Below are 20637 nucleotides of genomic sequence, written 5' to 3'. Positions count from 1 at the left end.
ACAGACATGGAACTGCACGACGTCTGGTTCGTCCTCATCGCCGTCCTGTGGATCGGCTACTTCTTCCTGGAGGGCTTCGACTTCGGGGTCGGTGTCCTCACCAAGCTGCTCGCCCGCGACCGGACCGAGAAGCGGGTGCTGATCAACACGATCGGCCCGGTCTGGGACGGCAACGAGGTCTGGCTGCTGACCGCGGGCGGAGCGACGTTCGCCGCCTTCCCGGAGTGGTACGCCACCCTCTTCTCCGGCTTCTACCTGCCGCTGCTGGTCATCCTGGTCTGCCTGATCCTGCGGGGCGTCGCCTTCGAGTACCGGGCCAAGCGGCCCGAGGAGAACTGGCAGCGCAACTGGGAGACGGCGATCTTCTGGTGCTCGCTGATCCCCGCCTTCCTGTGGGGCGTCGCCTTCGGCAACATCACCCGGGGCGTGAAGATCGACGCCCGCCTGGAGTACGTGGGCGGCCTCGGTGACCTGCTCAACCCGTACGCCCTGCTGGGCGGGCTGGTCACGCTGTCACTGTTCACCTTCCACGGCGCGGTGTTCGTCGGCCTCAAGACCGTCGGGGACATCCGGGAGCGCGCACGGACCACGGCCCTGCGCGTCGGCCTGGTGACCGCGGTGCTGGCGCTCGTCTTCCTGGGCTGGACCCAGGCCGACCAGGGGGACGGCACCTCGCTCGTCGCCCTGGTGGTGGCCGTGGCGGCCCTGCTCGGGGCGCTCGTCGCCGCCCGGGCCGGCCGGGAGGGCTGGGCGTTCGCCCTGTCGGGCCTGACCATCGTCGCCGCGGTGTCGATGCTCTTCCTGACGCTGTTCCCGAACGTCATGCCCTCGACGCTGAACGAGCAGTGGAGCCTGACGGTCACCAACGCCTCCTCCAGCCCGTACACGCTCAAGATCATGACCTGGCTCGCGGCGATCGCGACGCCCCTGGTCCTGCTCTACCAGGGCTGGACCTACTGGGTCTTCCGCAAGCGGATCGGCACCCAGCACATCGCCGACGCCGCGCACTGAGGTGTGTTTCACGTGAAACCGATCGATCCACGACTCCTCCGGTACGCCCGGGCCACCCGGTTCTTCCTGACGGCCGTCGTCGGGCTGGGTGCCCTGGGCGCCGGGCTCGTCATCGCCCAGGCGATGCTCGTCGCCGAGGTGGTCGTCGGGACCTTCCAGCACGGTCAGTCCGTCTCCGCCCTGCGCACGCCCCTGGTGCTGCTGGTGGCGGTGGCGGGCGGCCGCGCCCTGGTCTCCTGGCTGACCGAACTCGCCGCCCACCGGGCCGGCGCCGCCGTGAAGTCGGAGCTGCGCGGGCGGCTGCTGGAGCGGGCGGGCGCGCTCGGCCCCGGCTGGCTGAGCGGGCAGCGCACCGGGTCGCTGGTCGCCCTCGCCACGCGCGGGATCGACGCCCTCGACGACTACTTCTCCCGCTACCTCCCGCAGTTGGGGCTCGCGGTGGTCGTGCCGGTGGCGGTGCTGGCGCGGATCGTGACCGAGGACTGGGTGTCCGCGGCCATCATCGTCGGCACGCTGCCGCTGATCCCGGTCTTCATGATGTTGATCGGCTGGGCCACCCAGTCCCGCATGGACCGGCAGTGGCGCCTGCTGTCCCGGCTGTCCGGCCACTTCCTGGACGTCGTCGCCGGTCTGCCCACGCTGAAGGTGTTCGACCGGGCCAAGGCGCAGGCCGAGTCGATCAAGCGCATCACCGGTGAGTACCGGCAGGCGACCCTGCGGACCCTGCGCATCGCCTTCCTGTCCTCCTTCGCCCTGGAACTGCTCGCCACGCTCTCGGTGGCCCTGGTCGCCGTCACCATCGGCATGCGCCTGGTGCACGGCGACATGGACCTGTACGTCGGCCTGGTGATCCTCGTGCTGGCGCCCGAGGCGTACCTGCCGCTGCGCCAGGTGGGCGCGCAGTACCACGCGGCGGCCGAGGGCCTGGCCGCCGCGGAGGAGGTCTTCGCGGTCCTGGAGACCCCCCTGCCGTCGTCCGGTACCGCCGCCGTGCCCGCGGGGGGCCTGGCCTTCGAGCACGTGGACGTCCGCCACCCCGGCCGCTCCACGGACGCGGTGACGGACGTCAGCTTCACCGTCGAGCCGGGGGAGACCGTCGCGCTCGTCGGGCCGAGCGGCGCGGGCAAGTCCACGCTGCTCGACGTCCTGCTCGGCTTCGTCCGGCCCACCGGGGGCCGGGTGAGCGTCGGCGGGACCGACCTGGCCGACCTCGACCTGACGCAGTGGCACTCCCGGGTCGCCTGGGTGCCCCAGCGCCCGCACCTGTACGCCGGGACCATCGCCGAGAACGTACGGCTCGCCCGTCCCGACGCCGACGACACCGCCGTACGCCGGGCCCTCGCGGACGCGGGGGCGCTGGAGTTCGTGGACGCGCTGCCCGACGGGCCCGCCACCGTGCTCGGTGAGGACGGGGCCGGGCTGTCGGCCGGGCAGCGCCAGCGCCTTGCGCTGGCACGGGCGTTCCTCGCCGACCGCCCCGTGCTGCTGCTCGACGAGCCGACGGCCGCGCTGGACGGCGCGACCGAGGCGGAGGTCGTGACCGCCGTGCGCCGCCTGGCGGCCGGGCGGACCGTCCTGCTGGTGGTGCACCGGCCGGCGCTGCTGGAGGTCGCCGACCGGGTGGTGCGGCTGACCGGCAGCGAGGCGGCCGGAGTCACCACCGCCCCCGCACGCGCGGGCCGTGCGGACGGTACGACCGCTGCGGCCGACCCCGCCCACGAGACGGCACCCGCTGTCGCCGGGCCGGCGCCGGCCCCCCGTACCGAGCGCGAGGAGACCGCCCACCGGGGTGTCCTCGCCCGGGTCCGCGCCCTGTCCGGGGCGCGGCGGGGCCGGCTGGCCCTCGCCCTGCTGCTCGGGAGCCTCGCGCTCGGCAGCGCGGTCGGCCTCATGGCCACCTCCGGCTGGCTGATCTCGCGGGCCTCGCAGCAGCCGCCGGTGCTCTACCTGATGGTCGCGGTGACCGCGACGCGCGCCTTCGGCATCGGGCGCGCGGTGTTCCGCTACGCCGAGCGGCTGGTGTCCCACGACGCCGTGCTGCGGATGCTGGCCGACACCCGGGTCGCCGTCTACCGGCGGCTGGAGCGGCTGGCCCCCGCCGGACTGCGCACCACCCGCCGCGGCGACCTGCTGTCCCGGCTGGTGGCCGACGTGGACGCCCTCCAGGACTACTGGCTGCGCTGGCTGCTGCCGGCCGGCGCCGCGACCGTCGTGTGCGCCGGGACCGTCGCCTTCACCGCCTGGATGCTGCCCGAGGCGGGCGCCGTGCTCGCCGCAGGGCTCCTCGCGGCCGGCGTGGGCGTCCCGCTGGTCACCGGCGCGGTGGCCCGGCGCGCCGACCGCCGGCTCGCTCCGGCGCGGGGCGTGCTGGCCACCCGCGTGGCCGACCTGCTGACCGGCACCGCCGAACTCACGGTCGCCGGCGCCCTGCCCGCGCGCACCGCCGAGGCCCGGGAGGCCGACGGCGTGCTCACCCGGATCGCCACACGGGCGGCCACCGCGACCGCGCTCGGCGACGGGCTGACCGCTCTGGTCTCGGGGCTGACCCTCGCGGCCACGGCCCTGGTCGGCGTGCAGGCGGTCGCCGCCGGACGGCTCGGCGGGGTCGCCCTGGCCGTCGTGGTGCTCACCCCGCTCGCCGCCTTCGAGGCGGTCCTGGGGCTGCCGCTCGCCGTGCAGTACCGCCAGCGGGTGCGCCGCAGCGCCGAGCGGGTGTACGAGGTGCTGGACTCTCCCGAGCCCGTGCGGGAGCCGGAGCAGCCGCGCAGGGCGCCCGCGTCGCCGTTCCCGCTGGTGGTCAGGGGGCTCACCGCCCGGTACGCCGGGCAGGACCGTAACGCGCTGTCCGGGGTCGACCTCCGGCTCACCGAGGGCCGGCGGATCGCCGTCGTCGGCGCGTCCGGCTCCGGCAAGACGACCCTGGCCCAGGTGCTGCTGCGGTTCCTGGACCCGGACGCGGGCACGTACACGCTGGGCGGCGTCGACGCCTTCGCCCTGGACGGCGACGCGGTGCGGCGGCTGGTCGGGCTGTGCGCGCAGGACGCGCACCTCTTCGACAGCTCGGTGCGCGAGAACCTGCTGCTGGCCCGGAAGGACGCGAGCGAGGCCGACCTGCGGGACGCGCTCGCCCGGGCCCGGCTGCTGGACTGGGTGGACACGCTGCCCGACGGGCTCGACACGCTCGTGGGGGAGCACGGGGCCCGCCTGTCGGGCGGTCAGCGGCAGCGCCTCGCGCTGGCCCGCGCGCTGCTCGCCGACTTCCCCGTGCTGGTGCTCGACGAGCCCGCCGAGCACCTCGACCTGCCGACGGCCGACGCGCTCACCGCGGACCTGCTGGCCGCGACCGAGGGCCGCACGACCCTGCTGATCACCCACCGGCTGACCGGCCTGCAGGCCGTGGACGAGGTGATCGTGCTGGACGGCGGCCGAGTCGTGCAGCGCGGCGCGTACGCGGACCTGACCGCCGAGGCGGGACCGCTGCGCGGAATGGCCGAACGCGAGGAGGCGGCCGAACTGCTGGCGGGCGCACGCTGAAAGCCGACGGACGCGTCTGAAGGGCGCGTCCGGGGCGGGGCGGGCCGGGCCGGCCGGCCGACGGGTCCTGGCTCTCTACGCCCGCTCGGCCAGCAGTCGCTCGATGACGAGGGCCACGCCGTCCTCGTTGTTGCCGGCCGTCCGCCCGGACGCGGCGGCGAGCACGTCGGGGTGGGCGTTGCCCATGGCGTACGAGCGGCCCGCCCAGGTCAGCATCTCCAGGTCGTTGGGCATGTCCCCGAACGCGACGACCTCCTCGTGGGAGATCCCGCGCTCCGCGCAGCACAGGGCGAGGGTGCTGGCCTTGGAGACCTCCGGCCCGCTCAGCTCCAGCAGCGCGCTCGGGCTGGAGCGGGTGACGTTGGCGCGGTCGCCGACGGACAGCCGGGCCACGGTGAGGAAGGCGTCCGGGTCGAGGGTGGGGTGGTAGGCGAGGATCTTCAGGATCGGCTCGCGCGAGGCCACGCCGTCGGGCGCCAGCAGCTCCTCCGCGGGCGCCAGGTCGTCGGGGGTCTCCATGTGCAGCTTCGGGTAGTCCGGCTCCTGGTGGAAGCCGTACGTCTGCTCCACCGCGCACACCGTGCCCGGCGCCGCGTCGCGCAGCAGCCGTACCGCGTCCAGGGCGTTCTGCCTCGGCAGTTCCCGTACCTTCACGAACCGGTGGGCGCCGGGGCCGCCGTGCAGGTCGACCACGGCGGCCCCGTTGCCGCAGATCGCGAGCCCGTGCCCGTGGACGTGGTCGCTGACGACGTCCATCCAGCGGGCCGGGCGGCCGGTGACGAAGAAGACGTCGATGCCCGCCTGCTCGGCGGCGGCGAGGGCGGCGACCGTGCGCGGCGAGACGGTCTTGTCGTCGCGCAGCAGGGTTCCGTCCAGATCGGTGGCGATCAGCCGCGGCGGAACGGTGGAGGCCGGGGTCTCGGGCTGTCGAGTCGCTGAGGTCACCGCGTCATTCTCGCGCATATGCCCGCACGCCCGTGCGGGAGACCGCACGGATGAGACCCGGACGACACCGGCCGCCGCGGCCGCGTTCGGGGGCGGCCGGTTCAGCGCACCTGCGCCGGGGCCTCGGTCGCGATCTGCTCGAAGACCTTCTCGTCGGCGGCGAACTCGGAGTCCGGGATCGGCCAGTGGATCACGATCTCGGTGAAGCCCAGTTCGCGGTGGCGTCCGGCGAAGTCGACGAAGGCGTCCAGGGACGTCAGGGGCCGGTCCCGGTCCGGGGTGAAACCGGTCAGCAGAATCTTGTCGAGCTCCGCCACGTCCCGGCCGGCCTCGGCGCAGGCGGCGGCCAGCTTCTCGGTCTGCCCGCGCAGCGCCTGCACGGACTGCTCGGGGGTGCCGTTCTCGAAGAGCTTGGGGTCACCCGTGGTCACCCAGGCCTGCCCGTACCGCGCGGCCAGCCGCAGTCCCCGCGGGCCGGTCGCGGCCACCGCGAAGGGCAGGCGGGGGCGCTGCACACAGCCGGGGATGGTGCGCGCCTCGACGGCCGAGTAGTAGGTCCCCTCGTGGGTGACCGAGTCCTCGGTCAGCAGCCGGTCGAGCAGCGGCACGAACTCGGCGAACCGGTCCGCACGCTCACGCGGGCTCCACGGCTCCTGGCCGAGGGCCGTGGCGTCGAAACCGGTGCCGCCCGCGCCGATGCCGAGGGTGATCCGGCCGCCGGAGATGTCGTCCAGGGAGATCAGCTCCTTGGCGAGGGTCACCGGGTGCCGGAAGTTCGGGGAGGTCACGAGCGTGCCCAGGCGGATCCGGTCGGTCACCGACGCCGCGGCGGTCAGGGTGGGGACGGCCCCGAACCACGGGCCGTCACGGAAGGTGCGCCAGGACAGGTGGTCGTAGGTGTACGCCGTGTGGAAGCCGAGCTGTTCGGCGCGCGTCCAGGAGGAACGGCCGCCGTCGTTCCAGCGGCGGTAGGGCAGGATCACGGTGCTCAGACGCAGGCTCATGGGCCCACGGTAAGCGCCGGGCGGTGTTCCACGGGAAACAGTCACCGCACGCGGCCGGACAGCCACGGGCTGAGGGACACCAGGGGGATGTACTCCTTGTGCGTACGGTCGCCGGGCAGCGGGACGATCAGGAAGGCGCCCGGGGGGAACCGGCGGGCCTTGACCCAGGCGTGTCCGTCGTACACCGCGCGCAGGAAGGCGGGGACGTCGTCGCGGTCGACGTCGGGGCACTCGACGCCGTCGACGGTGATCAGCGCGTCGTCGTCGGGGTAGAGGCGCACGCTGACGTGCGGTCGGCCGCCCAGCTCGACAAGGGCCTCGTGCGGCAGGGAGCCGTCCGGGTCGGTGGTGACGCCGACGCCGGCGGCGCTGCGGCGGGACGTCTGGTCGGCACCGATGTCATGGCTGACCTCGATGGCGCGACCGTAGGTGTCCGCCAGGGCGCGCAGGGCACTGACGGCGGCTTCGGTGCTCGGCAGGTGGTCCACGCGACGGATCATGCCCGGTTCAGTGCGCTCCGGGGAAGCGCAGGTACCCGGGCGGTACCGCCCGGGTCAGCCAGACGCCGTTGGCGCTGACGTGGAAGACGTGGCCGTCGCGGTGCATGGCTCCGGCGTCCACGGCGAGCACCACGGGCCGGCCACGCCGTGCACCGACCCGGGTGGCGGTCTCCCGGTCGGCCGAGAGGTGCACGTCGTGCCGGTTCATGGGGCGCAGCCCCTCGGCCCGGATCGCGTCCAGGAAGCGGGCCACCGTGCCGTGGTAGAGGTACGGCGGCGGGGTCGCCGGCGGCAGCCCCAGGTCGACGTCGACGCTGTGGCCCTGGCTGGCCCGGATGCGGGTGCCGTCGACCGCGAAGCGCTGCTTGTCGTTGGCGGCGACGACGTGGTCCAGTTCCTCCCGGGTGAAGGGGAAGCCGTGGGCGGCGGCGGCCGCGATCAAGGTGTCGATCTCCACCCAGCCGCCCTCGTCGAGGGCCAGTCCGATCCGCTCGGGCTGGTGGCGCAGGTGCTTCGAGAGGTACTTCGACACCTTCACGGTGCGTCTGTCGTCCATCCCTCCAGCATGGCGGGAGAGACACGCGTCACGCATTTTCTTTAGCGTGAGATGTTTGATCCACAACCAACGATGGTTATCCACAGGATCGTTGGCGAAACTGTGGACAACTTGACTCCCTGGTCGAGTGGTTGGCCAACTCCCGGGCTGCTCCGCCGTTCAGCCCAACTCGCCCTACAGCCAACTGCCCTGCTCAACTCGCCTCGCGCGTCGTGCCCTTGGCCGAATCGCTCAGATCCGCGGCTTGATGCGCGCCGCCGCCCTCAACAGGCCCGGCGCGAAGCGGGAAAGGGCCCGCGCGCCTTTCGCCTCCGGCGTCACCGGGACGACCGCCTCGTTGCGCGCCACGGCACGCAGCACCGCGTCGGCGACCTTCCTCGCCGGGTAGTTGCGCCGGGCGTAGGCGCGCGTGGAGTTCTCGCGCAGGCGGTCCTGCTCCTCCGGCGCGACGCCCACGAAGCTCGCCGTGGAGGTGATCCCGGTGCTGACGATCCCCGGGCAGATCGCGCTCACGCCGATGCCCCGCTCCGCCAACTCCGCCCGCAGGCACTCGCTCAGCATCAGCACCGCCGCCTTGGAGGTGCTGTACGCCGGGAGCGTGCGCGAGGGCAGGTAGGCGGCGGCCGATGCCGTGTTCACGATGTGGCCGCCCTGTCCGCGCTCCGCCATCCGCGCGCCGAACAGACGGCAACCGTGGATCACACCCCACAGGTTGACGTCCAGGACGCGGCGCCAGTCCTCGGGCGTGGTGTCGAAGAAGGAGCCCGACAGCCCGATGCCGGCGTTGTTCACCAGCACGTCCAGCACGCCGAGTTCGGAGTGCACCTTCTCCGCGAGCTTCTCCATCGCCTCGGCGTCGGAGACGTCGACCGTCTCGGCCCAGGCCTCGGGAGCGCCGATCCGCCGGCTCATCTCGGCGGTGCGCGCCGCGCTTTCACCGTCGCGGTCCACCGCGATCACCCGGGCGCCCGCCTCGGCGAAGGCGTACGCCGTGGCCTGGCCGATGCCGCTGCCCGCCCCGGTGACCAGCACCAGTTGGCCCCCGAAGCGCTCGGCGTACGGTCCCTTGCCCGGCGCGGGACGGGGTGTGCCGCTCTCCACCGAGGTGACGAAGTCGGTGATCCACGCCGCCAGTTGGTCGGGGCGGGTGCGCGGGACCCAGTGGCGGTCGGGCAGGGTGCGCCGGGTCAGGTGCGGCACCCACTGCTCCAACGCGTCGTAGAGCCGCGGTGAGAGGAAGGCGTCACCCAGCGGGGTGATGAGCTGCACCGGCACGTGCGCGTACGCGTCGGGACGCGGGCGGCGCAGCCGGGAGCGGACGTTGTCGCGGTACAGCCAGGCGCCGTGGGCCGCGTCGGACGGCAGTGACGGGGTCGGGTAGCCGTCGCCGGGGACCTTCTCCAGGCGCCGCAGGACCGCCGGCCAGCGCCGGCCGAGCGGTCCGCGCCAGGCGAGTTCGGGCACGACCGGGGTGTGCAGCAGGTACACGTACCAGGACTTGGCCCCCTGGCCCAGGAGCTGGCCGATCCGCCGGGGCGTCGGGTGCTTCACGCGCGCGTCGATCCAGTGGCCGAAGTGGTCCAGGGACGGCCCCGACATCGACGTGAAGGACGCGATGCGGCCCTCGGTGCGCGGCACCGTCACGAACTCCCAGGACTGCACCGAGCCCCAGTCGTGGCCCACCAGGTGCACGGGGCGGCCGGGGCTGACCGCGTCCACGACCGCCAGGAAGTCGTCCGTCAGCTTCTCCAGCGTGAAGCCCCCGCGCAGCGGCTTGGGCGCGGTGGAGCCGCCGTGGCCCCGCACGTCGTACAGCACGACGTGGAAGCGGCCGGCGAGGCGCTCGGCGACCTGCGACCAGACCTCCTTGCTGTCCGGGTAGCCGTGCACCAGGACCACCGTCGGCCGGTCCGCGTCGCCGAGTTCGGCCACGCACAGCTCGATCCCGCCGGTCCGCACCCGGCGCTCGCGCGCGCCCTCCAGCATGTGGCTTCCCCTCTGTCCGGCGTGCCCGTTCCGCTCGGCGTGCCCGCGTACCCGTGACGTGACCTCGCGAATCTCGCACTTGTTAGAGAAAGCGTCAATAGGGCGTGGGGCCGGGGCCCGCGAACAGCCCGCGAGGGGCCGCGGACCGGTTCCCGTACCTCTCAGGCAGGGGGTCCCCTACGGGCCCCGTACACCTGAGGTCTGATCCGAAGACGGCTCTCCGGTCTGACGACCCGCGTGGTCCACGTCACTACCGTGGACCACGTGACTGTGATCGCGACCGAAAGCCTGAGCAAGCGGTTCCCCAGGGTGACCGCGCTCGACCGGCTGTCCGTGGACATCGGAGCCGGAGTGACCGGACTCGTCGGAGCCAACGGCGCCGGCAAGTCCACCCTGATCAAGATCCTGCTGGGTCTGTCGCCGGCCTCCGAGGGCCGCGCCGAGGTCCTCGGCCTCGACGTCGCCACGCGGGGCGCCACCATCCGCGAGCGCGTGGGCTACATGCCGGAGCACGACTGCCTGCCGCCCGACGTCTCGGCCACCGAGTTCGTCGTCCACATGGCGCGCATGTCCGGGCTCCCGCCGGCCGCCGCGCGCGAGCGCACCGCGGACACCCTGCGCCACGTCGGTCTGTACGAGGAGCGCTACCGCCCCATCGGCGGCTACTCGACCGGCATGAAGCAGCGCGTGAAGCTCGCCCAGGCGCTGGTGCACGACCCGCAGCTCGTCTTCCTCGACGAGCCGACCAACGGCCTCGACCCGGTCGGCCGCGACGACATGCTCGCGCTGATCCGCCGCATCCACACCGACTTCGGCATCTCGGTCCTGGTCACCTCGCACCTCCTCGGCGAACTGGAGCGCACCTGCGACCACGTCGTCGTGGTCGACGGCGGCAAGCTGCTGCGCTCCAGCTCCACCACCGACTTCACGCAGACCACCACCACCCTCGCGGTCGAGGTCACCGACACCGACGACCACCCCGACGGCACGCGTGCGCTGCGCGAGGCGCTGCACGCGCGCGGGATGACCGTCGAGGACGGCGGCGGCCTGCCGGGCGCCGGACACATCCTGCTCCTCACGGCGCAGGGCGAGGACACCTACGACCTGGTGCGCGACGTGGTGGCCGACCTCGGCCTGGGACTGGTGCGCATGGAGCAGCGCCGGCACCACATCTCCGAGGTCTTCCGCAGCAGCGACGAGGAAAGGAAGGAGGCCGCCGGACATGTCAGCTGAGCACCCCGTGGCAGCCGTCCCGGGTGACCAGACCCGCATCCACAACATCGGCTACCGCACCTACGACGGCCCCCGCCTGGGCCGCTCCTACGCGACCCGCTCGCTGTACTCGCAGTCGCTGCGCGGTGCCTACGGCCTCGGCCGCTCGGTCAAGTCCAAGGTGCTGCCGATGCTGCTGTTCGTGGTGATGTGCGTGCCCGCGGCCATCATGGTCGCCGTCGCGGTCGCCACGAAGGCCAAGGAACTGCCGGTCGACTACACGCGCTACGCGATCATCATGCAGGCCGTCATCAGCCTGTACGTCGCCTCCCAGGCGCCCCAGTCCGTCTCGCGCGACCTGCGCTTCAAGACGGTGCCGCTGTACTTCTCCCGGCCGATCGAGACCGCCGACTACGTGCGCGCCAAGTACGCGGCGCTGGCCTCGGCGCTGTTCGTCCTCACCGCGGCCCCGCTGCTCGTGCTCTACGTGGGCGCGCTGCTGGCCAAGCTGGACTTCACCGACCAGACCGAGGGATTCGGGCAGGGACTCGTGTCCGTGGCACTGCTCTCCCTGCTGTTCGCCGGCATCGGCCTGGTGATCGCCTCGGTGACCCCGCGGCGCGGCTTCGGCATCGCCGCCGTGATCGCCGTCCTGACCATCTCCTACGGCGCCGTCTCCACCCTCCAGGCCATCGCCGACGCGCAGAACAGCACCGGCGCCATCCCCTGGATCGGCCTCTTCTCGCCCGTCACGCTCATCGACGGCGTGCAGTCCGCGTTCCTCGGCGCGACCTCGGCGTTCCCCGGCGCGGTCGGCCCCACCCACGGCGAGGGCGCGGTGTACGTCCTGGTCGTCCTCGGCCTGATCGCCGCCTGCTACGGCCTCCTGCTGCGCCGCTACCGGAAGGTGGGACTGTGACCACGCTCTCCATCGACCACGTCTCCCGCTGGTTCGGCAACGTGGTCGCCGTCAACGACATCACCATGACCATCGGCCCGGGCGTCACCGGGCTGCTCGGCCCCAACGGCGCGGGCAAGTCCACCCTGATCAACATGATGGGAGGCTTCCTCGCCCCCTCCACCGGCACCGTCACCCTCGACGGACAGCCGGTCTGGCGCAACGAGGTGATCTACCGGCACATCGGCATCGTCCCCGAGCGCGAGGCGATGTACGACTTCCTCACCGGCCGCGAGTTCGTCGTCGCCAACGCCGAACTGCACGGCCTGGGCGCCAAGGCCGCCCAGCGGGCGCTCGCCACGGTCGAGATGGAGTACGCCCAGGACCGCAAGATCTCGACGTACTCCAAGGGCATGCGCCAGCGCGTGAAGATGGCCAGCGCCCTGGTCCACGACCCCTCGCTGCTCCTGCTCGACGAGCCCTTCAACGGCATGGACCCGCGCCAGCGCATGCAGCTCATGGACCTGCTGCGGCGCATGGGCGACGAGGGACGCACCGTGCTGTTCTCCTCGCACATCCTCGAGGAGGTCGAGCAGCTCGCCTGGCACATCGAGGTGGTCGTCGCCGGACGGCACGCGGCCAGCGGCGACTTCCGCAAGATCCGCCGCCTGATGACCGACCGCCCCCACCGCTACCTGGTGCGCTCCAGCGACGACCGCGCGCTCGCGGCCGCGCTGATCGCCGACCCGTCGACGTCCGGCATCGAGGTGGACGTCACCGAGGGGGCGCTGCGCATCCAGGCCGTCGACTTCGGCCGCTTCACCGCGCTGCTGCCGAGGGTCGCCCGCGACCACGGCATCCGGCTGCTGACCGTCTCGCCGTCCGACGAGTCGCTCGAGTCCGTGTTCTCTTACCTGGTCGCGGCGTAGGAGGCCGAAGATGTACGACCCCACTGTCGCCCGGCTCACCTACCGTGCCCTGCTCGGCCGCCGGCGCGCCCTCATCCTCGGCGCCCTGCCCCTGCTGCTCGTCGCGATCTCCGTGGTCGTGCGGGCCCTCGCGGGCGCCGACGACCAGACCGCGTCGGACCTGCTGGGCGGGCTCGCACTCGCCACGATGGTCCCGATCATCGGTGTCATCGCGGGCACGGGCGCGATCGGGCCCGAGATCGACGACGGCTCCGTCGTCTACCTGCTCTCCAAGCCGCTCAAGCGGCCCACGATCATCTTCACCAAGCTGATCGTGGCGATCGCGGTGACCATGGTGTTCTCGGCGCTGCCGACGCTGGTCGCCGGGTTCATCCTCAACGGCAACGGCCAGCAGATCGCCGTGGCCTACACGGTCGCGGCCCTGGTCTCCTCCATCGCCTACGCCGCGCTGTTCCTGCTGCTGGGCACCGTGTCCCGGCACGCGGTGGTCTTCGGGCTGGTCTACGCCCTGGTGTGGGAGGCGCTGTTCGGCTCGCTGGTGCCCGGTGCGCGCACGCTCAGCGTGCAGCAGTGGTCGCTCGCCGTCGCCCACAAGGTGGCCGGCGGCGACCTGGTGACCTCCGACGTCGGCCTCACGACGGCGACCGTGCTGCTCGTCGCGGTGACCGTCCTGGCGACCTGGTACGCCGGACAGAAGCTGCGCACGCTGACTCTGGCCGGAGAGGAGTGACGGGGCGGCCCTCACCGTCTTAATCGGTGGCGTCCGACACGCCCCGGAGAGACCCTGTTCGCGCAGGGGCGGCCGCTTCGAGCACGCGACTCGTTCGCGTGGGCCGCCCCTGTCTTGCATGAGAGAAACGCCGGGGGCCCGGCGAGGGCGTCCCCGCCCCCGACCCAGGGGCGCGGGGAACTGCGCGACCAGCCACGATGCACCCGCACCCCCGAAACCCGGGGCGCGCCTACGTGGCCCGCCCCGCCCCCGGAGGGACCGTCAGCCCAGCAACCGCTCCAGCACCACCGCGATCCCGTCCTCCTCGTGGGAGGACGTCACCTCGTCGGCCACGGCCTTGAGCTCCTCATGGGCGTTGGCCATCGCCACACCCCGCGCCGCCCAGGCGAACATCGGGATGTCGTTCGGCATGTCGCCGAAGGCGAGGGTTCCCGCCGCCTTGATGCCGAGGCGGCGCGCGGCGAGGGACAGCCCCGTCGCCTTGGACAGCCCCAGCGGCAGCAGCTCCACGATGCCCGCGCCGGCCATCGCGACCGTCACGAACCCGCCCGCGGCCCGGCGGGCGGCCTCGGCCAGCTCGTCGTCGGACAGCTCGGGGTGCTGTATGTAGATCTTGTTCAGGGGGGCGGACCACAGGTCGGACGCGTCGGTGAACGGCGTCGCCGGCAGCGCGCCGGTCAGGGCGTAGCCCGGTCCGACCAGGACCTCGCCGTCCAGCCCGTCCCGGCTCGCCGCGAGGTGCAGCGGGCCGACCTCGGCCTCGATCTTGGCGAGGGCCACCCCGGCGAGCTGCCGGTCCAGGGTCACGGAGGTCAGCAGCCGGTGCGCCCCGGCGTCGTAGACCTGCGCGCCCTGGCCGCAGACGGCGAGACCGTCGTAGCCCAGGTCGTCGAGGATGTGCCGGGTCCAGGGGACGGCGCGGCCGGTGACGACGATGTGGGCGGCGCCCGCCGCGGTGACCGCGGCGAGCGCGTCCCGCGTGCGCTGCGAGATCGACTCGTCGGACCGCAGCAGCGTGCCGTCGAGGTCGGTGGCGACCAGCCCGTAGGGGAAGCTCACCGAACCACCGGCTCCAGGACCTCCCGGCCACCGAGGTACGGGCGCAGCACCTCGGGCACCCGCACGGAGCCGTCGGCCTGCTGGTGGTTCTCCAGGATCGCCACGATGGTGCGCGGCACGGCGCACAGCGTGCCGTTCAGCGTGGCCAGCGGGCGGACGGTCTTGCCCTCGCGGACCCGGATCGACAGCCGGCGGGACTGGAACTCGGTGCAGTCCGAGGTGGAGGTCAGCTCGCGGTACTTGCCCTGGGTCGGGATCCACGCCTCGCAGTCGTACTTGCGGGCGGCGGAGGAGCCGAGGTCACCGGAGGCCACGTCGATCACGCGGAACGGCAGCTCCAGCGAGGTCAGCCACTGCTTCTCCCAGTCCAGCAGGCGCTGGTGCTCGGCCCGGGAGTCCTCGGGGGCGACGTAGGAGAACATCTCCACCTTGTCGAACTGGTGCACGCGGAAGATGCCCCGGGTGTCCTTGCCGTGCGAGCCGGCCTCGCGGCGGAAGCAGGGGGAGAAGCCGGCGTAGCGCAGCGGCAGGCGCTCGGCGTCGATGATCTCGTCCATGTGGTACGCGGCGAGGGGGACCTCGGAGGTGCCGACCAGGTAGAGGTCGTCCTTGTCGAGGTGGTAGACGTCCTGCGCGGCCTGGCCGAGGAAGCCGGTGCCGGCCATGGACTGCGGGCGCACCAGCGCCGGCGTGAGCATCGGGGTGAAGCCCGCCGCGGTGGCCTGGGCGATCGCCGCGTTGACCAGGGCGAGCTCCAGCAGGGCGCCGACACCGGTCAGGAAGTAGAAGCGGGAGCCGGAGACCTTCGCGCCGCGCTCGACGTCGATGGCGCCGAGGAGCTGCCCGAGCTCCAGGTGGTCCTTGGGCTCGAAGCCCTCGGCGGAGAAGTCGCGGATCTCGCCGTGCTTCTCCAGGGTGACGAAGTCCTCCTCGCCGCCGACGGGCACGTCGGGGTGGACGAGGTTGCCGAGCCGGAGCAGGAGCTGCTGGGTCTCGGTGTCGGCGGCGTCGCGCTCGGCCTCGGCGGACTTGACGTCGGCCTTGAGCTGCTCGGCCCGCTTGAGCAGGTCGGCCTTCTCCTCGGGCGAGGCCTTGCCGATCAGCTTGCCGAGCGACTTCTGCTCGTTGCGCAGCTCGTCGAAGCGGACGCCGGACGACCTGCGCCGCTCGTCGGCAGACAGGAGGGAGTCGACGAGCGCGACGTCCTCTCCACGGGCGCGCTGGGAGGCGCGCACACGGTCGGGGTCCTCACGGAGCAGGCGAAGGTCAATCACGCGCTCCAGGCTACCGGTGTGCGCTCGCGCCCCACGACCCACCATTCCGAGAAGATCCAAAAGGGGCCCAACGTTCGTTATGGGCGAATTGCGGAGCGTGTCAAGGGAAAGTGCTCCGCTCCCTGGGACGGGCTAGCCCGGGGGCCCGGTGTTGACTGGATTTCCTTGCGGGAGCGGGGACTTGGCGGGGTCCTTGTCCACAGGAGTCCGTCCGCTGGAGAGAGTTATCCACAGGGTGTGAGGACAATCTGTGGACATTCGAATTGATCATCACGCGTCCGGTTTCCCCGGGTGTCCATTCCTCGCGCAAACCGGTCCTGACCCCACTTTCGGGTGGAAAAGGGTCGCTCCAACGGAGGGCGCGGCGAAAACAAGTGGACGAGGGGTGACCTGTGGGGTGAACGCCCGGCATCGGCTCTGTAGGGCGATTTGTCGACCAGGTCGCGCTCCCGTGTCGACTTGTCCCCAGGTCGAGAACGCAGGCTGTGGATAACTCCTGTGGACAACGACGATATGGCCGTACTACTGGCCGGGAACGGTCGGGAACGGCTGGAAGCGGCTAGAAACGGCCGTCCTGGCAGCGCGCCACCCAGTCCGCCGCCGACGCGAACTCCTCGTCCGAGGTGCCCGGACGCGGCGGCCGGACCTCGGCCGCCGTGAGGTCCGCCCGCGGGTACGAGCCGAGGAAACGCACTTCCAGGCAGATCCGCTTCAGCCCGGTCAGCGCCTCCGCCACCCGCCGGTCGGAGATGTGCCCCTCGGCGTCGATGCAGAAGCAGTAGTTGCCGATGCCGGCCCCGGTGGGGCGGGACTGCAGCAGCATGAGGTTGATGCCCCGGGTGGCGAACTCGCCGAGGAGGTCGCGCAGCCCGCCGGGGTGGTCGTCGCGCTGCCACAGCACCACGGAGGTCTTGTCGGCGCCGGTCGGCGCGGCGGGCCGGGCCGGGCGGCCGACCAGCACGAACCGGGTCTGCGCGGTCTCCGGGAAGTCGTGGATCCCGGTCTCCAGCGCCTCCAGGCCGTAGCGCGCGGCGGCGAACTCACCGGCGAACGCGGCGTCGTAGCGGCCCTCCTGCACCAGGCGGGCGGCGTCCGCGTTGGAGGCGGCGGACTCCCAGTCGGCGTCGGGGAGGTGGGCGCGCAGCCAGTTCCGCACCTGCGACTGGGCGGCCGGGTGGGCGGAGACGGTCTTGATGTCGGACAGCGTCGTGCCCGGCCGGACCAGCAGCGCGAAGGTGATCGACAGCAGCACCTCGCGGTAGATCATCAGCGGGCTGCCCGCGACCAGCTCGTCCAGGGTGGTGGTGATGCCGCCCTCGACGGAGTTCTCGATCGGCACGAACGCGGCCTCGGCCTCGCCGGTGCGCACGGCGTCCAGCGCCGACTGCACCGACACGTACGGGATCAGCTGCCGGGTGGCCGCCTCGGGAAGCGTGCGCAGGGCGACTTCGGTGAAGGTGCCCTCGGGACCGAGATACGCATAGCTCGCTGGCATGACCTCACCCTAATGGGCCCACGCGCAGACGGCGGAGGCGTCTCACGACAACCACTCGACCGGGTGGTTTGGGAGCCCGTCCCGCAGGTCGGACCGTCAGCGGAGCGCACTCCGCCCTCACCCCTCCAGCAGCGCCTGCCCCACGTACTCCCCCTCGGCCGCCCCGCCCGGCACCGCGAACAGCCCGCTCGCCTCGTGCCGGATGAACCGCGACAGCGCGTCCCCGCGGTCCAGCTTGCGCTGCACGGTGACGAAGCCCCGCAGCGGGTCCGCCTGCCAGCAGACGAACAGCAGGCCCGCGTCCGGGGTGCCGTCCGCGTCGAAGCCGTCGTGGTACGAGAACGGCCGGCGCAGCATCGCCGCACCCCCGTTCTGGTCGGGCCGGGTGATCCGGGCGTGCGCGTTCAGCGGGATCACCAGGTCGCCGTTCGCGTCCGTCTTCTCCAGGTCCATCTCGGCTGTCTCGGTGCCCCCGGTCAGCGGCGCCCCGTCGGCCTTGCGGCGCCCGATGACCTGCTCCTGCGCCGCCCGGGACAGCCGCTCCCAGTCGTCGAGGAGCATGCGGATGCGGCGTACGACCACGTAGGAGCCGTTCGCCATCCAGGCGGGGTCGGCCGAGCCGGACGCCGGCACGAAGATCCGCCGGTCGAAGTCGGCGTCGGACGGCTTGGGGTTGCGCGTGCCGTCGACCTGGCCCATGAGGTTGCGGGCCGTCATGGGGTGGGGCGTGGCGCCGGGCGAGCGGTTGAAGCCGTTCATCTGCCAGCGCACCCGGGCCGCGCCGCCCGCGTCCTTCTGCAGCGCGCGCAGGGCGTGGAAGGCGACCAGGGCGTCGTTCGCGCCGATCTGCACCCACAGGTCGCCGTTGCTGCGCCGGGCGTCTAGGTGGTCGGAGGAGAAGGCCGGCAGCGGGTCCAGGGCGACCGGCCGGCGCTTCTCCAGCCCGGTGCGGGCGAAGAAGCTGTGGCCGAAGCCGAAGGTGACCGTCAGGGACGACGGCCCCGCGTCCCGGGCCACGTCCGTGTCGCCGTGGGCCGCGGCCTCGCCCGCCATCAGCCGCCGGGCGGTCCCGGACCAGCGGCGCAGCAGCGCGGCCGCCTCGGTACGGCCGGCGCCGGGCGTGAGGTCGAACGCGACGAGGTGGCCGTGGGCCTGGAGGCCCTGGAGGATGCCGGGCTGATGTTTCCCGTGGAACGTCACCTGCTCGCTGCCGACGGACGCCAGCGGGGTGGCCGGCGCGGGGGCGGCCGCGTACCCCACGGCTCCGCCCGCCGCGCCGAGCACGAGCCCGGTGGCGCCGGCGGTGCCGAGGAGGGCGCGACGGGACAGCCCCCGGTCGGCGCGGGCCTGCGACGGGGCGTCCGGCGCGGTGGACGGGGAAGCTTCGGGGAGGGACTGGTCGGGCATGGTGCGGTTCAGCCGATCTGCGCGTTCTTGGAGACGGTCACCTGGTCGATGTCGGAGGTCCGCACGGTCACGGCGATCTTCCATTCGCCGGCCATGGGGATCTGCACGCCGTTCGCCGACCAGTGGCCGGTGGTGATGTGGTCGGGGGCGACGGGCAGGGGCCCGATGCGCTGGGACTCCAGGGTGAGGGCGACCTTGACCTCGGGGACGTCGAAGGCGCGGCCGTTGGGCCGGGTGACGTAGACGTGCATCTCGTTGCCGCCGACCCGGGCGGGGTCGAGGTCCACGCTGACGACGCCCTTGCCGTTCGTGCCGCCCGCGTCGAAGGGCATGTCCAGGGTCAGCGCGCCGGAGGAGCTGCCCGTGCCGGACGACGAGGACGACGAAGCCGCCGTGGCCGCCTTGGCGTCCTGCTCGGTGCGGCCCGGCTCGGTGGACGTCAGCGCGGTGGTGACGGCGAGCAGGACCACCGCGACACCCGCCTCGGCGAGCACCGAGCGGCGCAGCCCGAAGCGGTGGGGGTCGGCGTCGCGGAGCCGCTTCTGCCGTGCGGCGTCCTCGGCGGCCCGCTGCCGCGCGAGCTGGGCGGCCCGCTCGGAGCCGACGGCACCGGTCGCGGCGTCACCGGGCTCCTCACCCGAGCCCCGGCCGGCACCGGCGCCCGCCGTGCCCTGCTTCCCGGTGCCCGGCTTCCCCGTACCCCGCCTGCCCGGGCCGGCCTGGGTGCCCGCGCCCGAAGTCTTGCCCGCGCCCAAGCTCCCGGCGGAGGCGCCCTTCCCGGCGGAGGCGGCCTTCCCGGAACCGGCGCCGACGCCGGCCTCGACGTCCGCCTCCGCGGTGGCCCGCGACCCCGGCAGCGCGGCCCCGGCCAGCCGCCCGGTCCACCGCCGGGAGATCGACGCGACGCCCACCAGCAGCGCCACCAGCCCGATCTTGACCAGCAGGAGCTGCCCGTACCGCGTGTCGGTGAACGCCGACCACGAGCCCAGCTGCCGCCACGACTGGTAGGTCCCGGTCGCGACCAGCGCGACCACGCTGCTGAAGGCGACGGTGGAGAAGCGCCGTACGGCGGCCGCCTCGACCGGCTGGTCGGCGGGCGCGCGGTACAGCGCGACGAGCAGCGTCGCCAGGCCGCCGAGCCAGGTGGCGACGGCGAGCAGGTGGAGCACGTCGACGGGCATGGCGATGCCCGGCTGCAGTCCCGTCGAGGCGTGCTCGGCCATGGCCCAGCTCGCGGCGAGCCCGGCCGCCACGACCGCCCCGCCGATCGCCAGCCCGAAGGTCAGGTCCCGCTTCTCCTCGTCGTCGCGCTTGTCGTACGCGCCGAACAGCACGGCGATGAAGAGCGCCGCGGCGGCGAGCAGCAGCAGCCGGGACACGAGGGCCGCGCCGGTCTTGGTCTGCAGGACGTCGCCGAGCAGGTCCAGGTCGAAGACGTCCGCGACCTTGCCGGAGCCGGTGTACGAGCCGCGCAGGAGCAGCAGGAAGAGCGTGGCGGCGGTGAGCGCCAGCCAGCCGGAGACGACGAGCCGCTGCACGGCCCGCACCGAGGTCCCGCGCGGCCAGCAGGCCAGCACGAAGGCGGCCCCGCCGACCAGCACGATGAACCCGGCGTAGGACAGGTACCGACCGAAGCCGTACAGCCCGCCGACGACCCCGCCGCCCACCTCCTGGCCGGACACCGGGACGCTGGTCCGGGAGGGCGCGCCGATGGAGAAGGTGTAGGCACCGGAGACGGGATGGCTGTCCTCGGACACCACCTGGTAGGTCACGGTGTACGTGCCGTCGGGCAGTCCGGCGTGGAGCTGGACCGCGTACGTCGTGCCGGAGACGTTGGCCGGCTTGCCCGTGTCGACCCGCTTGCCCTTGGGGTCGAGCACGCGCAGCGAGCCGTCGGAGGTCGCGACCTTCTCGGAGAAGGTCAGCGACACCTGGGCGGGTGCCGTGTCGACCACCGTCCCCTGCGCGGGGTCGCTGCCGGTCAGGGCGGCGTGCGCGGCGGCCGGTCCGGCGCCGACGAGCAGCGCGGCGACGGCCGCCAGGAACAGCAGCACCAGCGTCCGGACGCGGGGGGCGATGGCCTGAGTCACGGTGGTC

At 73.0% G+C, this 20637-nt stretch carries 16 protein-coding genes; 6 read left to right on the top strand and 10 right to left on the bottom strand.

What is annotated here, in order from left to right; all coding sequences use genetic code 11:
• The first annotated feature begins 6 nt into the window (after nt 1-6).
• A complete protein-coding gene (cydB, locus tag E4U92_RS01615) occupies nt 7-1011 on the top strand; it encodes a cytochrome d ubiquinol oxidase subunit II (protein WP_137298418.1) in 1005 nt (334 codons plus the stop codon).
• 12 nt (nt 1012-1023) lie between these two features.
• Nucleotides 1024-4545 (top strand): thiol reductant ABC exporter subunit CydD, encoded by a 3522-nt coding sequence (gene cydD / locus E4U92_RS01610; RefSeq protein WP_137298417.1) that lies wholly within the window; start codon nt 1024-1026, stop codon nt 4543-4545.
• Nucleotides 4546-4620: 75 nt separating this feature from the next.
• On the opposite strand, the gene E4U92_RS01605 is transcribed toward cydD, so the two are convergent.
• The 5 genes from E4U92_RS01605 to E4U92_RS01585 all read right to left on the bottom strand — a co-directional run bounded on the left by E4U92_RS01605 (nt 4621) and on the right by E4U92_RS01585 (nt 9536).
• On the bottom strand, nt 4621-5508 hold the full coding sequence (locus E4U92_RS01605; protein WP_174863639.1) for an HAD-IIB family hydrolase: 888 nt from the start codon (nt 5506-5508) through the stop codon (nt 4621-4623).
• 83 nt (nt 5509-5591) lie between these two features.
• Nucleotides 5592-6494: an LLM class flavin-dependent oxidoreductase gene (locus tag E4U92_RS01600; protein WP_137298415.1), complete on the bottom strand. Its 903-nt coding sequence runs from the start codon at nt 6492-6494 to the stop codon at nt 5592-5594.
• A 41-nt stretch (nt 6495-6535) separates the two neighbouring features.
• Nucleotides 6536-6994, bottom strand: coding sequence for a hypothetical protein (locus E4U92_RS01595; RefSeq protein WP_137298414.1), 459 nt, complete (start codon nt 6992-6994; stop codon nt 6536-6538).
• A 7-nt stretch (nt 6995-7001) separates the two neighbouring features.
• Nucleotides 7002-7550 carry an RNA 2'-phosphotransferase gene (locus tag E4U92_RS01590; protein WP_137298413.1) on the bottom strand — a complete coding sequence of 183 codons (549 nt, stop codon included), beginning with the start codon at nt 7548-7550 and terminating at the stop codon, nt 7002-7004.
• A gap of 231 nt (nt 7551-7781) precedes the next feature.
• Complete coding sequence (locus tag E4U92_RS01585) at nt 7782-9536, bottom strand: SDR family oxidoreductase (protein ID WP_137298412.1); 1755 nt, start codon at nt 9534-9536, stop codon at nt 7782-7784.
• A gap of 270 nt (nt 9537-9806) precedes the next feature.
• Between E4U92_RS01585 and E4U92_RS01580 the strand changes: the two genes are divergently transcribed.
• Genes E4U92_RS01580 through E4U92_RS01565 form a run of 4 tightly spaced genes read left to right on the top strand, consistent with a single transcriptional unit; the run spans nt 9807 to nt 13305 of the window.
• Entirely contained in the window at nt 9807-10769 is a 963-nt protein-coding gene (locus tag E4U92_RS01580; RefSeq protein ID WP_137298601.1) for an ABC transporter ATP-binding protein, read from the top strand.
• Complete coding sequence (locus E4U92_RS01575; RefSeq protein WP_137298411.1) at nt 10759-11667, top strand: ABC transporter permease subunit; 909 nt, start codon at nt 10759-10761, stop codon at nt 11665-11667. The genes E4U92_RS01580 and E4U92_RS01575 overlap by 11 nt, the downstream gene beginning before the upstream one ends.
• Entirely contained in the window at nt 11664-12575 is a 912-nt protein-coding gene (locus E4U92_RS01570) for an ABC transporter ATP-binding protein (RefSeq protein WP_137298410.1), read from the top strand. Before E4U92_RS01575 ends, E4U92_RS01570 begins: the two co-directional genes overlap by 4 nt.
• A 10-nt stretch (nt 12576-12585) precedes the next feature.
• Nucleotides 12586-13305, top strand: a complete 720-nt coding sequence (locus tag E4U92_RS01565; protein ID WP_137298409.1) for an ABC transporter permease — start codon at nt 12586-12588, stop codon at nt 13303-13305.
• Between the two features lie 261 nt (nt 13306-13566).
• Here the strand turns inward: E4U92_RS01565 and E4U92_RS01560 are convergent, their stop codons facing one another.
• The 5 genes from E4U92_RS01560 to E4U92_RS01540 all read right to left on the bottom strand — a co-directional run bounded on the left by E4U92_RS01560 (nt 13567) and on the right by E4U92_RS01540 (nt 20630).
• Nucleotides 13567-14364, bottom strand: a complete 798-nt coding sequence (locus tag E4U92_RS01560; RefSeq protein ID WP_137298408.1) for an HAD family hydrolase — start codon at nt 14362-14364, stop codon at nt 13567-13569.
• Nucleotides 14361-15638 (bottom strand): serine--tRNA ligase, encoded by a 1278-nt coding sequence (gene serS, locus E4U92_RS01555; protein ID WP_137298407.1) that lies wholly within the window; start codon nt 15636-15638, stop codon nt 14361-14363. The genes E4U92_RS01560 and serS overlap by 4 nt, the downstream gene beginning before the upstream one ends.
• 559 nt (nt 15639-16197) lie before the next feature.
• A complete protein-coding gene (gene pheA, locus E4U92_RS01550) occupies nt 16198-17133 on the bottom strand; it encodes a prephenate dehydratase (protein ID WP_137298406.1) in 936 nt (311 codons plus the stop codon).
• A gap of 117 nt (nt 17134-17250) precedes the next feature.
• Nucleotides 17251-18540 (bottom strand): iron uptake transporter deferrochelatase/peroxidase subunit, encoded by a 1290-nt coding sequence (gene efeB / locus E4U92_RS01545; protein WP_137298405.1) that lies wholly within the window; start codon nt 18538-18540, stop codon nt 17251-17253.
• Nucleotides 18541-18548: 8 nt separating this feature from the next.
• The gene (locus E4U92_RS01540) at nt 18549-20630 is read right to left on the bottom strand and encodes a copper resistance CopC/CopD family protein (protein WP_137298404.1); all 2082 of its coding nucleotides are present in this window, start codon (nt 20628-20630) and stop codon (nt 18549-18551) included.
• Between the last annotated feature and the right edge of the window lie 7 nt (nt 20631-20637).

Source organism: Streptomyces galbus, from assembly GCF_005280195.1.
In the GTDB taxonomy this organism is placed as follows: domain Bacteria; phylum Actinomycetota; class Actinomycetes; order Streptomycetales; family Streptomycetaceae; genus Streptomyces; species Streptomyces galbus.
The sequence above is the reverse complement of the archived record's forward strand: the minus strand, read 5'-3'. Positions and strand labels throughout refer to the sequence as shown.